This is a genomic window from Nocardia speluncae NBRC 108251, from assembly GCF_001613245.1.
In the GTDB taxonomy this organism is placed as follows: domain Bacteria; phylum Actinomycetota; class Actinomycetes; order Mycobacteriales; family Mycobacteriaceae; genus Nocardia; species Nocardia speluncae.
Genome location: NZ_BDBZ01000007.1, coordinates 70,749 through 84,640, shown reverse-complemented (window position 1 = coordinate 84,640; position 13,892 = coordinate 70,749). Strand labels below are relative to the sequence as shown.

Sequence of the window (13,892 nt, the reverse complement as noted above, 5' to 3'; positions counted from 1 at the left end):
GCACCGCACCCGAAAGCAGCGGAATACTTAAAATCACCTGGATCGGCAACCGACATCCAGACCACGGCGGCACGACCACGAGTATCGATATTCTCGCCGGCGTCGGCACCTTCTAGGCCGCTGTGCTGCCTGGTCGCGGATTCGCGCCGGCCGGCACGTATTTCTCGAAGGGGTGTAAACGGCCGACCTCGTGTTCGAGCACACGGCCCAGCGCCGTGTATCCGGCGGCGTTGTACAGCGCGACCGCTTCGGGTTGGCGGGGGCCGGTGGTGAGGTAGATGCGGCTGTAGCCGCGGCGGATGATCTCGGCTTCCAGTTCGGCGAGAACAAGGCGGCCGAGGCCGCGGCGGCGGTGTTCGCGGGCGGTCCAGATCCGTTTCAGTTCCGCGGTGTTCGTGTCGTAACGCCGGAAGGCGCCGCCTGCCACAGGTTCGCTGTCCTCGATCACAATCAGCAGGCCGCCGTCCGGTGGCGCGAACTCCGCGGCCGGGTAGGTCGCCAATTCGTGCCGGATCTCGCCGGCGGTTCTCCCGTAGCGGAGGCTGTATTCGATTGCCAGCTCGGTGAGCAGCGGGGCGGCGAGCGGATCGTCCTGGGTGACGTGGCGGATGCGGCGCATCGGTCACCCCTGTTGCTTCGGTAGTCCGGGTGGGTTGATACGCGACTGCGGCACCGCCTCGCTCTGCAAACCCCAGCGGTCGATGACCCGCTGGTAGATACCGTTGCCGACAGCGTATTGCAGCGCCTGGTGGACGGCGCCGATCAGGCCGTTGTCCTTCTTGGTGGCCACGGCGATCTCGGCCTGCAAGGCGTCGCCCGCGCCGGACACGGTCGCGGCGATCTTCGTCTCGCCGGAGGTCGCGCAGTGGTAGACGGCTACCGGGTTCGGGCCGAGGAAACCGTCGATCCGGTGCGCGGACAGGGCCAGGTAGTAGTCGGTGGTCTGCTGGTAGTAGGCGATATCGATGGCGGGCAGGCCCTCGGCGGTATTGCTGTCGCTCCATTCCACCAGCAGTTGTTCCTGGTTGGTGCCGCTGCCGACGCCGATCCGTTTACCGGCCAGCGATTTCCGGTCGGTGTAGGTCCAGTCGGCGTCGATCGGGACCTCCAGCGCGATATTGTCGAGCCGGTAGGTGGCGAAGTCGTATTTCTCCTTCCGTTCCTCGGTGACGGTCACATTGGAGATGAAGGCGTCCACCTCGCCGGAATCGAGCTGCACGAAGTTCTGTGACCAGTCGGCGGCGCGCACCTCGAGACCCAGCCCGAGAATATCGGCGAGGAGATAGGCGAAATCCACCTCCGAGCCGACGATCGTACGGTCGTCGGTGGCGTAGAACCGCAGGGGTGGGCCGGTGGTGGACGAACCGGTGACCACCAGGGTGCCGCGGTCGCGGATATGCTGCGGAACCTGCGCGGCGATACTGTCGACCTTCTCGGTGCGCACGCGGCTCGACTGTTCCGGGGAGAGGTCGAAAACGTGTCCGTCGGCGGTGCGGACCTCGTTGCCGATTTCGCCGCCGCCCCCACAGGCGGTCGCCGCCAGGACGAGGGTGGTGGATGCGGCGGCCAGGGCGGTGCGGCACCGGCCGGTTCGGGGATAACGCATAGGGGTGTCCTTCACTTCCGGAATCGACGCCGGCGACGCTCGTGCGCGCTCAGAGCACATGTGACAGAAAGGCTTTGGTGCGATCGTGGCCTGGGTTGTCCAGCACTTCGTGTGGTGGGCCCTGCTCGATGATGCGGCCGGCATCCAGCAGGACGACGGTGTCGGCGATCTCGCGGGCGAATCCGACCTCGTGGGTGACGATCACCAGCGTCGCGCCGGCGCGGACCACGCCGCGGATGGCGTCGAGGACCTCGCCGACGAGTTCGGGGTCCAAGGCCGAGGTGGGTTCGTCGAACAGGATCACCCTCGGCCGCAGGGCAAGTGCGCGCGCGATGGCGACCCGTTGCTGCTGTCCGCCGGAGAGCTGGCGCGGATAGGCGGCCGACCGGTCTCCCAGGCCCACCCGCCGCAGCAGGTCCGTAGCGGCTGCCTCCGCCTCGGCTCGGGGGCGGCCCTGCGCCGCGATCGGCGCGAGGGCCACATTCTCCAGGACGGTCAGGTGCGGGAACAGATTGAAGTTCTGGAAAACGAACCCGATCCGGGATCGCTGCCGCAGGATCTCCCGTTCGCGTAGCTCGTGCAGTGTGGCGCCTTTGCGGCGGTAGCCGACGAGTTCGCCGCCCACCCGCACAATGCCCGCGTCCACCTTCTCCAGGTGGTTGATGATGCGCAACAGCGTGGATTTTCCCGAACCGGAGGGGCCGAGGATCGCGGTCACCTCACCGGCCCGGACTGCCAGATCGACACCGCGCAGCACTTCGGTGCCGGCATAGGATTTGCGGATTCCGCGCAGTTCCACGGCGTACTCAGGTGTGGTCATATCCCCTCCCCCGGTTCGGCACCGGTAGGCCGGCTCATCGCCGCTCCCCGGTGATCTCGGCGACCTTACGGCGGACGCGCTGCCACGGCGTCAGCGGCAGTTCACGTTCGCTGCCCTTCGCAAAATGCCGTTCGATGTAGTACTGCGCGACCGTGAGAACGGTGGTCAGCACGATGTACCAGACCGTGGCGACCATCAGCAGTGGCACCACGCGCCCGTTGCGGCCGAAGATCACCTGCACCTGGTAGAAGAGTTCCGCGATCGCCATCACCGAAACGATCGAGGTGCCTTTGAACAGGCTGATCACTTCGTTCACGGCATTCGGCAGGATTGCCCGCATGGCCTGCGGAGCCACGATGGTGAAGAACTGTCGCCGCCACGGCAGTCCCAGCGATTTCGCCGCCTCCACCTGGCCGGGGTCCACGGAGATGATGCCGGCGCGGATGATCTCTGCCGCATAAGCCGCCTGATGCAGCGCCAACCCGACCACGGCGGCGGCGAATCCGCTGATCACACCGTTGACGTCGAACCGGACGAACTCGGGGCCGAACGGGATGCCGAGGGACAGGGTCCGGTAGAGGTAGGCGAGATTGAACCAGAACAGCAATTGCACGATCAGCGGTATGGATCGGAACGCCCAGATATAGGTCCAGGAGATCACCTGCAATACCGGATTGCGCGACAACCGCCCGATGGCGAGCCAGATGCCGAGCAGAAATCCGAAGAAGGTTCCGTAGAGGGTGAGTTCCACGGTCACCCATAGGGCTTTCAGTACCGCGTCGGCGGTGAAGTATTCGAGGAAGGTCGGCCAGTCCCAGCCGGGATTGGTGGCCAGGCCGTGGATGAACTGGGCCACCAGGACCAATGCAATTGCCGAAACCACCCACCGCCACGGATGCCATCGCCGCGCCAGTGGCAGGGTGGTCTCGTCGACCGTTGCGGCCCGCACGGTGGCGGGGTCGTCGCCGACGGCTGCGACTGTCTTCATGACACGATCAATCCTCCATCGGACGCCGTGGCGGCACCGGTCCGATATCGGGGCGATACCGGCGGTTCGTCCCCTGGCCGCTGTGGATGGTGAGCCGAATGTAGGCGCGGCGGTAGTCCGGTGTCGCCGTTCATGTTCACCGTGAATCCAATCGCGAGGGTGACAACAGCACCGCGGCCTGCATTCCGCCGCGCTCGGACTGATCCCAACCGTTGACACGACATGTCCGGCGAGCGAGTAGCGGCAGCCGACGGCCGTTCGAAAGCGCCCCCGCCAGGGGTGCCGGGTGAACAGCTGACCTCCGCCACGGGTAGGACCCTGATTTCCCCCCGCCCGCCGAGTACCCCGGAACCCACCGCGGACCGCCGGCCCGCGTTCACCTGTACACCACTGGCGTACGCACAAGAAACGAGAGACGATGGCGCAGCAACTACATCTCGGCGTAGCGCTCGACGGGGCGGGGTGGCATCCCGCCGCGTGGCGGGCGCCGAATTCCCGGCCGGCCGAACTGTTCACCGCGGCCTACTGGACGGATCTGGCGGCGACGGCGCAGCGTGGTCTGCTGGACTTCCTGAGTATCGAGGACAACCTGGCGGTTCCCGGTGACCGCGGCACGGCCGTCGATCCGCCGCTCGATCGCGTCCGGGCCCGGATCGACGCGCAGCTGATCGCCGCCCGGATCGCACCGGTCACGCGGCATATCGGCCTCATCCCGACCGTAACCACCACCCATACCGAACCGTTTCATCTGTCGACCGCGCTCGCGACCCTGGACTACACCTCACGCGGCCGGGCGGGCTGGCAGGCCCGGGTATCGGCCACTGCCGCGGAGGCCGCGCATTTCGGGCGGCGCACCATCGGTGAACTCACCGGCACCGAACTCGCGCAGGCCCATGCCACCGGCACGTTTCCCGATTCCGTCGCCGAATTGTTCGAGGAGGCCGCCGACGCCGTGGAAGTGGTCCGGCGGTTGTGGGACAGTTGGGAGGACGGCGCCGAGATCCGCGATATCGCCGCGCGCCGGTTCATCGATCGCGGCAAACTGCACTACATCGATTTCCGTGGGCGGTTCTTCGATGTCCGCGGGCCGTCGATCACCCCGCGTCCGCCACAGGGGCAACCGGTGGTCAGCGCGCTCGCACATGCGCCGTTGATCTACGAATTCGCCGCACGCAGTGCCGATCTCGTCTTCGTCACCCCGGCGCGCGAAACCGGACCCGAACCAATACTCGAACAGGTCGCCACCGCATCGGCCCGAGTGGGACGCACCGGGGAACGCTTGCGGACCTACACCGACCTGGTGGTATTCCTCGATACCGGCGACGCCACCGGACCGCAGCGCCTGGCCCTGCTGGACGACACCGCCGGGTCCGAATTCGACTCGGACGCTGCAGTCTTCGCCGGACGCGCGGAGGAGCTCGCCGACCTGCTCGTCGACTGGAGCGAGCGGGGTGTCGACGGTTTCCGGTTGCGGCCGGGTGTCGCGGTCGACGATCTCGCCGCCATCACCGACCGGCTGGTGCCCGCACTTCAGCGCCGCGGAGTCTTCCGGGCCCGATACCCGCACGGATCGTTACGCGCACTGCTCGGCCTGCCCACCACCGTCCCCAACCGTTACGCGACTGCCTGAGCGAGGTCCCCGTGAGTACTCCCCGTAAGCAGGTCATCCTGGGCGCATTCCTCGGCGGCGTGAACCACCACACCGCGTGGTGGCATCCCGAGGCCGGCAGCCAGATCGATTTCGGCAGTTTCGAGCACACCGCGCGCACCGCGGAGCGGGGGAAGTTCGATTTCTTCTTCCTCGCGGAGGGGCTCGTGCTGCGCGAACGTGCAGGCAAGATCTTCGACCAGGATATTATCGGCCGCCCGGATACCTTCACCGTTCTCGCCTCGCTCGCCGCGGTAACCGAACATCTCGGTCTGGCGGGCACCATCAACACGACCTTCAACGAGCCCTACGAACTGGCCCGCCGTTTCGCCGTTCTCGACCACCTGTCCGGCGGACGTGCCGCGTGGAATGTGGTGACCTCCTTCGACGCCTTCACCGGCCGCAACTTCCGCCGCGGCGGATTTCTCGACCCCGCCGATCGATATGTACGCGCCGCGGAGACGTTGGCCGCGGTGCGCGAGCTCTGGGATTCCTGGGCGGACGGCGATGTGGTCGCGGACAAGGAGTCCGGCCGATTCCTGGCGCGCCCGGACGCCGGCGCGTTCGCCTTCGACGGCGCACAGTTCGATATCTCCGGGCGTTTCACGGTGCCGCGCAGCCCGCAGGGCCGGCCGGTGATCCTGCAAGCCGGAGTATCCCCGCAGGGCCGTGATTTCGCCGCCGCCAATGCCGACGCGATCTTCTCCCCGTACGGGCAGCTGCCGGAGGCAGCGGAGTTCTATCGCGATATCAAGGCACGCGCGGTGGGCGCCGGGCGTGATGCCGGCGATATCAAGATCCTGCCGTCGGCGAGTTTCTTCCTGGGCGATACCGAAGCCGAGGCCGTCGAGAAGTACCACGCTGTCCGCAACGAACAGGTCACCGGGCAGACAGCCCTGATCCTGCTCGAACAGCTCTGGAATCGCGACCTGTCGGCTTTCGACCCGGAAGGCCCGGTACCCGATATCGACCCGGACCCCGAGGCCCCGCCGATCATCCAGGGCCGCGCGTTCGTGCACCAGGACCGCTTCGCCACCGTGCGCCACCTGCGTGCGGTCGCCGAGGCGAAGAAGCTGACGCTGCGGGAGGTGGTGCTGGACCAGTTCGAACGGGGGGCGCTCGTCGGCACACCTGCGCAGGTCGCCGAACAGATCGACAGCTTCGTGCAGGGCGGCGGCTCGGACGGTTTCATCCTCGGCTCGCATCTGGTGCCGTGGGGTCTGGACGAATTCGTCGACCGGGTGGTCCCGCTGTTGCAGGACCGTGGTGTGCTGCGTACCGAGTACACCGGCACCACCCTGCGTGAGAATCTCGGCCTTGCGGCAGTGCGGTCCGCGGCCGAATGAGCGGACCCGGCCGTCCTCATTTCGGGACGGCCGGGAACCTGCCCGGGATATCGACGTGTTGTCGAAGCCTGGACCGTCGGTTCGCCGCAGGCGGGAACCGGGACGACGGTGGTGGCGGATTCGCGCCGTCAGCGCAGTTCGAAGCCCTGGTTGCGGAAACTGGCGCGGATGCCCTGGCGGCCGTGCAAGCTCTCCTTGGTCGAGATGCGCCCGGCAAGCCGGTTTTTCACCCAGTCGGCGGGAAGTTCCTGTTCCCGGTAGTAGGCGTTGATGCGGTCCAGGTATTCGGCGATATCGATGTCGGCGGGCGGGGTGTAGGTGTTGCGGTGGACGACGACGTTCTGGTTGTAGCGGGGTTTGATACCGGCGGGGTCGGTGGGGTCGGGGATACCGATCGCCAGACCGTAGACCGGGAACGTCCACTCGGGGAGTTCGAGCAGGGCGATGACGTCGTCGATCCGGTTGCGCAGGGCGCCGACGAAAGTGATGCCGTAGCCGAGGGATTCGGCGGCAACGGCGGCGTTCTGGGCGGAAAGAGTGACATCGACGATGCCGGAGATCGCGCTGTCGAGGTAGTGCGCGGCCTCGACGGTGTGACCGTGCTCCCGGGCAACCGCGATATTGCGCGACCAGTCCGCCACCCACACCAGGAATACCGCGGCGTCGAGAATCAGCTGTTGTCCGCCGGCGAGTTCCGCGAGCCGGGCGCGGACGGCCGGGTCGTCGATCACGATCACGCTGGTGAACTGGAAGTTCGCCGAGGTGGAAGCCGATTGGGCGGCCGCGAGAATCACCTGGAGTTCGTTCTCGCTGATTTCGCCGGGGAGGTACTGACGCACCGTGCGGTGGCGCAACAGTACTTCGAGGGTGGCGTTGCCGGTGTCGCCGGCGGCGGGTGCGGTGGCGCCGTAGCGCGCGTCCAGGTGCTGTTGGAGGGAATCGGAGATCGTGTTGGTCACGGTGGGTCCTGACTAATCGTTCGGAGGTTCGTCGAAACTCGGCGGGAGCAGGGGTGTCCGAGTGAACTGGGCGGCGGCGTGCCGGTAGGCGGGCCGGCGGTGCTCTTCCCACCACTGCCGGAGCACGAATACGAGTTTGGGGTTGTGTTCTTCGTCCTCGAGCCACGCCCGGCGGGCGGCGACCTCGAACTCGGCTACCGGGAGATCACCGGTCTCCGGGCCGGTATCGGGGTAGATATCGGCGAGGGCCCGGAGTTTCCGTGGGTCGGGGATTTTGCGTTCGGCCGCGATGATGATCCGCAACCCCGCCCAGAACAGGTCGTGGATGCGGTCGCGCTCGGCGGCCGAATCCAGCCGGTCGGCGATCACCTCCAGTGCGAACAGCGAGGTGATCAGGTGCAGCACCACGAAATCGCCGGGCACCGCCAGGTACAACAGGGTGACAGCCCGGCGCAGCTCGGCGCGCCGATCGGCGCCGTCACCGACCCAGGCGGGAGTATCGGCCAGAGCCGGAATATCGGCGGCGGCGATGGCCGCCACCCGGGCTTGTAATCCCGACCGGCGTAGCTCCGGGTGCAGTTCGGTGACCGTGTCGGTATGGTCGATCACCGATTCGACGGCCGACCGGAATTCGGTATCGGCCGCCCAGCCCGCACTCAGCCGGAGGAGGGATTCCCACGGGTCGGCGGCGTCGGCGTACGGGCTCGGTGCGCGGTCACCGGGGGTAACCGGCACCGCGGAGAACGTGAGGTAAGCGAGTGCTTCGGCGGTCATTCCCGGGTGACCGGCCCATACGGCCCAGCCCAGGTGAATGGTGGCATGAGTGAAGGCGCCGATCCAGCCGTGCAGTAGCTCGGGTGCGTAGGTGGCGAGCGCGCCGTCGATGCCGAGGCGCCGCACTTCGGTATCGAAGAATTCGTGATACGCGGTGAAATGCACCCGCTGCCCGAGATATTCGCGCCAGTTACCGGCATCGATCACTTGACCGGTCGTGCGTTTCGGCTCCAGCGGGAAGCCGTAGGCGGTGAGCCGGGCGTATTCGGTGTAGTAGTCACGGATGAGGTGTTCCGGGGCGCCGATTCCGGCGAGCGCGATCACCGCGTGTTTGACGTGATTGGTGAGGTGACCGTTGAATTCGATGTGATAGCTGCGGTCGTCGAGCAGATCGGCGACCGCGCCGAGTGCCGGGTTCGTCATGAACGGGACTCCTGTCTGTCGTCCGGATGGGCACTGTCGTCCGGATGGGCACTGTCTTCCGGGTGGGCGGCGGTGGTATCGCCGACGACCGCGGCGAATACGGTTTGCGCCACGGCGACCAGCAGGAGGGCGATGAGCGGCACCGTCCAGCCGTCGCCGGTATGCCGGAGCAGCCCGATCGCGTACGGGCCGAGGGCGGCGAGGAGGTAGCCGATCCCCTGCACCGCACTGGACAGCAGCACGGCCTGACCGGCGGATCCGGCGCGCAGGGTGATCACGGTCAGTGCCAGGGAGAACACCGACAGACCGGTCCCGAGAATCAGCGACCACAGCAGTGGTGCCGTGGCGGGTGCGACCAGGAAACCGGCGATCCCGGCAACGCTGCACGCGCTGAACCCGGCCAGCCAACGGGACGGGTGGGCCGACGTGGCCACCAGCGGTGTGACGAGCAGGCCGATCGGTAGCCCGACGCAGGTGAGCAGGGCCAGGTGGCCACCGGCGGCGGCCGCACTCTGCCCGGCGTCGCGCAGCACCGACGGCAACCAGCCGATCACCACGAAGGCGACCAGGGCTTGGAGGCCGAAAAAGATCGCCAGTCGCATGGTGCCGGTGCGGAGCAGGTAACGCACGGGATCGATGGCCGTTGCGGGGCCGGGTAGCGCCACGGGCGACGGGCCGCGCTGCGCCCGCCACAACGCCCCTGCGGCGGCCGGCGCCAGCACCGCCCACAGGGCCATACCCCACTGCCAGCCGAGCCATTGCGACAGCGGCACCACCGTCGCGAAGCCCAGTACCGCGCCGCCTTGCAGCGCGGTCGTGAAGGCCGTCACCAGGATTCGCGTGTCCCCCACTGTCCGGATCAGGGCCGGCAGCAGCACGGTCGCCAGGCCGGCGCCCACAGCGGCGACGAAGGTCGCGATCACGAATACGGCGAGCCCCGCCCAGGGACGCACCGCCAGACCGGCACCGGTCAGTGCGAGTGCCCAGAGCAATCCGGTGCGCACCGATATCCGGGAGAGAACGTGCGGGGTCGCCAGGCTCACCAGCGCGAAGGCGAATACCGGCAGTGCGGCGATGAGCCCTGCGATGCGTGGGCCCGCCACGAAATGCGCGGTGATGGCCGCGAGTTCGGGCCCGACAGTGGTGACGCCGGGACGCAGGTTCAGCGCTACGGCCGCAACGGCCGCGACCATAGCGCCGAGCGCGGCCGGGGCGGCTGTGCCCGCAGGTGTCTCGATACGCGCCGCCATCAGTAGTCCGGTGAGCGCAGCAGCCGGCTGCCGGCGGTGTCGGCGCGCTCGGTGATCCGGGGCCGGTAGACCTGGTCGTCCCAGTGCTGTGCAGGGATGGTTTCCGTACCGATCGACACCACGCCCTCGGGTACGCCGTAGGCCCGGACCACCGCGGCGGCGATATCGGTTGCCAGCCGGCGGCGCGCGCCCTCGGACAGCTCGGCGGGCTGATGCCAGATCTCGACGTGCGGCATATCAGATCAACTCCTGTTCCAGGACCGCCGCCGCAATATCGAACGCTCCGGCGGTGATGATTTCGTAGTGGTGGTACAGCAGATTGCCGACCGGCCGGATGCGGTGGCGCAACGGCGGGACGGGCACATCGGCGAAGGACGGGCCGTCGCCGCGAGCACGCAGGAAGATGCTGCTGTCCAGCAGGTCGGGGTCCACCCGGGCGGGCTGGTCCCGGAGCCGGTAGGTGTGCTCGACCACCGTGACGATCCGTTCGGCCAGATCCCGGCCGAAGGCCGGTTCGCGAGCTGCGATCAGGTCGAGGAATTCCGGCCGGCTCGTCACGCGGGTATCCAGATCGGCGGCGTAGGCCGGTGCGACGCTGCCGCAGAACACCGAGGCGAGGATCCGTTTGAAATAGGGGTTGCGGTAGTGCGTATCCCCGGTGTCGCCGGGCAGCCCGGCGATCACCGGGGAACCGGGTGCGATCAAGACCAGGTGATCTACGCGACGGCCGGCCTCGGTGAGCTGTTGCGCCACCTCGGCCGCGATTCGGGCACCGAACGAATATCCGACGATCCGGTACGGCTCGGGCAGTCCGCGAGCGAGTAACTCCGCGACATCGTCGGCGACCAGCGCCGCGATTTCGGTATGCGGCCGCTCACCGATATTGAGTCCACGGGCCTGGACCCCGTACACCGCCCGGCCGGGCCGGCCGAGTTCCTGTGCGAGCGGGCGCAGGCTCATCGGATAACCGCCCAGCCCGGGCCAGATCACCGTGGTCGGATCCCCGGAGCCGGTGCTCCCGGCCAGCCGCAGAATGCGCGAGGGGCCGGGCGCCTCGCTGCCGGCACCGGTGGCCGACGGCCGGGTGAGTACCCGGTCCGGACCGGCGGCTGCGGGTTTTCCGGCAGCGGCGGCGGCTTCGGCCGTCGCTGCGGACAGACCGGCAAGGGTCGGGGTGCGGAACACGGTCTGCACCGGTAGCGTGCCGCCCAGCCGCTGTTCGAGGGCGCGGAGTAACCGCAGTGCCGATATCGAGTTCCCGCCCTGGTCGAAGAAGTCGTCGTCGCGGTATACGGGGCGGTACCCGAGGATTTCCGACCAGATCTCCGCGACCTCACGTTCGCGTTCGGTCCGGGGTGGTTCGGTGTGGCGTTCCCGTTGCCGATCCAGTCGCACAGCGAGCTCGGTCAGGGCAGCGCGGTCTTGTTTGCCGTTCGGCGACCGCGGGATCCGGTCGAGTACATGGATCGTGGCGGGCACCATGGCCCGGGGCAGTACCGTGCGCAGATCGGTGATGAGCAATTCTTCGGGGCCGGCCATGTGTAGGGCGTCCTCGGTCATTCCGGTGTCGGCCAGCTGGTCGTCCGAGACCCGGCCGCCGAGAGCGAAATAGGTGAGCGAATCGGCCGGCGGGGTCTCGGCGAACAGTTCGCCGAACCGGCGGGCCGACGGCAGTGGGCGACCGGTCAGCGAGGAGTACCCCGCTGACATCAGGCCGAGGTTCGCCCGGATGCCCCGCTGCTGGAGCCGGGCGAGGACCCGCCCGAGTTCGGTGAAACCCGCCCACCCGCGACTCTTCGGGACGGTCAGGACGATTCCGAAGCAGGACCGGTCGTAGGAGCGTTGATTGATGGCGATCACGTGACGGCGTTCGATTTTCCGCTCGGTGAGCCGCCGCGGACCGGATTCGGTGAACTGGTAGATCCCCTGCGGCGTACCGCCGATATCACCGTGGATCTGGACCAGTGCCTGCACCTGTGGGCCCGGCTGCGCAATATCGGGTTGCGCCTCGATCGTGACGGTCGCGGTGAGATAGCCCTCGGGCACCCCGCCCGGCAGTTTCGCCGCGATCGTGCGCAGCTGCCACCCGCATTCGGCGCCCACCTCGTCGAGCACGCCGAGCATATGCCCGGCTTCCAAATGCAGCACTTCCCGGACATTGGTCGAATACACCGATTCGATCACCCGGGCCAGGCCCACCAGGTGCAGATGCACGCCGCTCCGGCCGGTGGGTGCGACCCGGAACAGGCCGTGCCGGACGGGATGGAAGTAGTACACACCGTCGGCCAGCCCCGGCAGGCCCGCGGCCTCGACGTACACCTGGGTAGCGTTGAGCGCCCCGGGCGACGCGTAGGCGTACTTGGGCAGCAGCCGGTCCGGACTGTGGAACGGTCCCAGCCAGCGCAGCAGTGCCCCCAGTGTGGCGAGGTTGAGCGGGCGGCGGGCACTGGTCACCTCGTTCGCCGCGCCCCGGACCAGTGCGGTCAGCTCGGCGAGGGTGGGCGCGGAGTCGTCGAAGGTCCGGTAGGTCTTGCGGGCGAAAACGCGGCGGCGGACTTCCGGGCGGGGTTCGGCCCCCGGCAGCCCAATACCCTCGCCGGGGCCGAAATGCCGGAGTCCGAGATCGGATAGTTGCGCAGTCACCTGGGTACGCGTCGACTTGGACCGGTGATGGCGCCCGGCCAGCTCCTGATCCATCAGCGGCGCCTCGGCGGGATCGAGCTCGACGAAACCCGCCAGCCGGGTACCGCCGCGTTCGGGCTGCCACGGCACCACCGCGGCCGCACGCACCCAGTGATGCTGTTCGATGCGGACCCGGACCTCACCGGTCTCCACCCGGTGCCCGCTGATCTTCACCTGTTCGTCGTCGCGTCCCACGAACTCCAGGACCCCGTCGGCGCGGCGGCGCACCAGATCGCCGGTACGATAGCGGCGTTCCGGAGCTCCGCCGCCGAGAGCCTCGGTACGGAACTTGGCCGCGGTCTCCGCCGGCCGGGCGCGGTACCCCGCTGCCAGCTGCACGCCACCGATGAGCAGCTCACCGATCTCCCCGTCACGGGCCACCGCACCGGCCGGATCGACGACCACGGTGTGGCAGCCGGGCACCGGCCGGCCGATCGGAACCACCCGCGATCCGGTGAGGTCGGCTGTGGTGAAGTCGAACCAGGTCGCATTGATAGTGGTTTCCGTCGGGCCGTAGAGGTTGATCATGCGGGCGCCGGGCAGCGTCTCCCGCAGGCGCAGCGCGAGCGGAACCGGCAGCGGCTCCCCGCCGCTGGCCACGGTGGCCAGTCCGGTCGCCGTGGTGAGGCCGGGCAGGGCCACCAGTTCGGACCACATCGTCGGCACGCACTGCACTACGGTGATCCGGTGCCGGAGGATGTAGCCGAGAATGCTCTCCGGGCTGGTGTGTGTCCCGGCCGCGGCCACCACCACGGTGGCACCCACCGCGTTCGCCAGCAGCTCCCACTGTGCCGCGTCGAACCCGACCGGGGTTTTCAGCAGAATCCGCGCCCCCGGCGATAATCCCAACTCGCCGGCCAGCCAGGTCATCTGGTTCACCATCGCGCGCCGGCCGATCATCACCCCTTTGGGCGCTCCGGTGGTACCCGAGGTGTAGATGGTGTACGCCGGGGAATCGGTGTGGACAGCGGCCGCGGGCGAGGCCCCCCGGTGGTCGTGCGGCCACCGGTCGATCGGCACGGTGCGGGCGGCCGGCGGCAGGATACGGGCGGCCGCGGGTTCGGTGCCGGCTTCGGTGATCACTACCCGGATACCGCTGTCGGCGACCATACAGGCCAGCCGTTCGTCCGGATTATCCACGGCCAGCGGCAGATACGACGCACCGCTGCGCAGGATCGACCAGACCGCGACGACCAGTTCTACCGACGGAGTGAGCAGCAGCCCCACCGTATCGCCGGGCGCGACACCGGCCTGCTGCAACGTGCGCGCGCCGCGACCGGCCCGCTCCCACAGTTCGCGATAGGACAGCGAGCCGGAATCATCGATACAGGCGACGGCCCCCGGACAGGCCGCGACCTGGGTATCGAGCAGACGTATCAACTCGGTCGATGTCATG

The 13,892-nt window shown here is 68.2% G+C and carries 10 protein-coding genes and 1 pseudogene; 2 read left to right on the top strand and 9 right to left on the bottom strand.

All coding sequences use genetic code 11. From position 1 onward, the window contains the following. Positions 1-112 precede the first annotated feature (112 nt). From NS6_RS09845 to NS6_RS09830, 4 genes and pseudogenes are all read right to left on the bottom strand, one after another. Complete coding sequence (locus tag NS6_RS09845) at positions 113-619, bottom strand: GNAT family N-acetyltransferase (protein ID WP_068039840.1); 507 nt, start codon at positions 617-619, stop codon at positions 113-115. A gap of 3 nt (positions 620-622) precedes the next feature. Continuing rightward, positions 623-1,606: an ABC transporter substrate-binding protein gene (locus NS6_RS09840; RefSeq protein ID WP_068039838.1), complete on the bottom strand. Its 984-nt coding sequence runs from the start codon at positions 1,604-1,606 to the stop codon at positions 623-625. 49 nt (positions 1,607-1,655) lie between these two features. Further along, positions 1,656-2,426, bottom strand: a complete 771-nt coding sequence (locus tag NS6_RS09835) for an amino acid ABC transporter ATP-binding protein (RefSeq protein ID WP_068039836.1) — start codon at positions 2,424-2,426, stop codon at positions 1,656-1,658. Then, a pseudogene (locus tag NS6_RS09830) lies at positions 2,423-3,414 on the bottom strand (amino acid ABC transporter permease). The gene NS6_RS09835 and the pseudogene NS6_RS09830 overlap by 4 nt, the downstream one beginning before the upstream one ends. Before the next feature lie 418 nt (positions 3,415-3,832). On the opposite strand from NS6_RS09830, the gene NS6_RS09825 reads away from it, so the two are divergent. After that, positions 3,833-5,044 carry an LLM class flavin-dependent oxidoreductase gene (locus tag NS6_RS09825; RefSeq protein ID WP_068039834.1) on the top strand — a complete coding sequence of 404 codons (1,212 nt, stop codon included), beginning with the start codon at positions 3,833-3,835 and terminating at the stop codon, positions 5,042-5,044. A gap of 11 nt (positions 5,045-5,055) precedes the next feature. Beyond that, positions 5,056-6,408 carry an NtaA/DmoA family FMN-dependent monooxygenase gene (locus NS6_RS09820; protein ID WP_068039833.1) on the top strand — a complete coding sequence of 451 codons (1,353 nt, stop codon included), beginning with the start codon at positions 5,056-5,058 and terminating at the stop codon, positions 6,406-6,408. A 128-nt stretch (positions 6,409-6,536) separates the two neighbouring features. Here NS6_RS09820 and NS6_RS09815 read toward each other — a convergent pair whose 3' ends face one another. From NS6_RS09815 to NS6_RS09795, 5 genes are read right to left on the bottom strand one after another with little or no spacing between them, the layout of a single operon-like run. Continuing rightward, entirely contained in the window at positions 6,537-7,367 is an 831-nt protein-coding gene (locus NS6_RS09815; RefSeq protein ID WP_084470904.1) for a nitroreductase family protein, read from the bottom strand. 12 nt (positions 7,368-7,379) lie between these two features. Further along, complete coding sequence (locus NS6_RS34615) at positions 7,380-8,564, bottom strand: questin oxidase family protein (protein ID WP_068039832.1); 1,185 nt, start codon at positions 8,562-8,564, stop codon at positions 7,380-7,382. Next, entirely contained in the window at positions 8,561-9,814 is a 1,254-nt protein-coding gene (locus NS6_RS34610; RefSeq protein WP_068039830.1) for an MFS transporter, read from the bottom strand. The genes NS6_RS34615 and NS6_RS34610 overlap by 4 nt, the downstream gene beginning before the upstream one ends. Next, positions 9,814-10,050, bottom strand: coding sequence for a tautomerase family protein (locus tag NS6_RS09800; protein ID WP_068039829.1), 237 nt, complete (start codon positions 10,048-10,050; stop codon positions 9,814-9,816). Before NS6_RS09800 ends, NS6_RS34610 begins: the two co-directional genes overlap by 1 nt. Before the next feature lies 1 nt (position 10,051). Beyond that, positions 10,052-13,891, bottom strand: coding sequence for a non-ribosomal peptide synthetase family protein (locus tag NS6_RS09795; RefSeq protein WP_068039828.1), 3,840 nt, complete (start codon positions 13,889-13,891; stop codon positions 10,052-10,054). Position 13,892 lies beyond the last annotated feature (1 nt).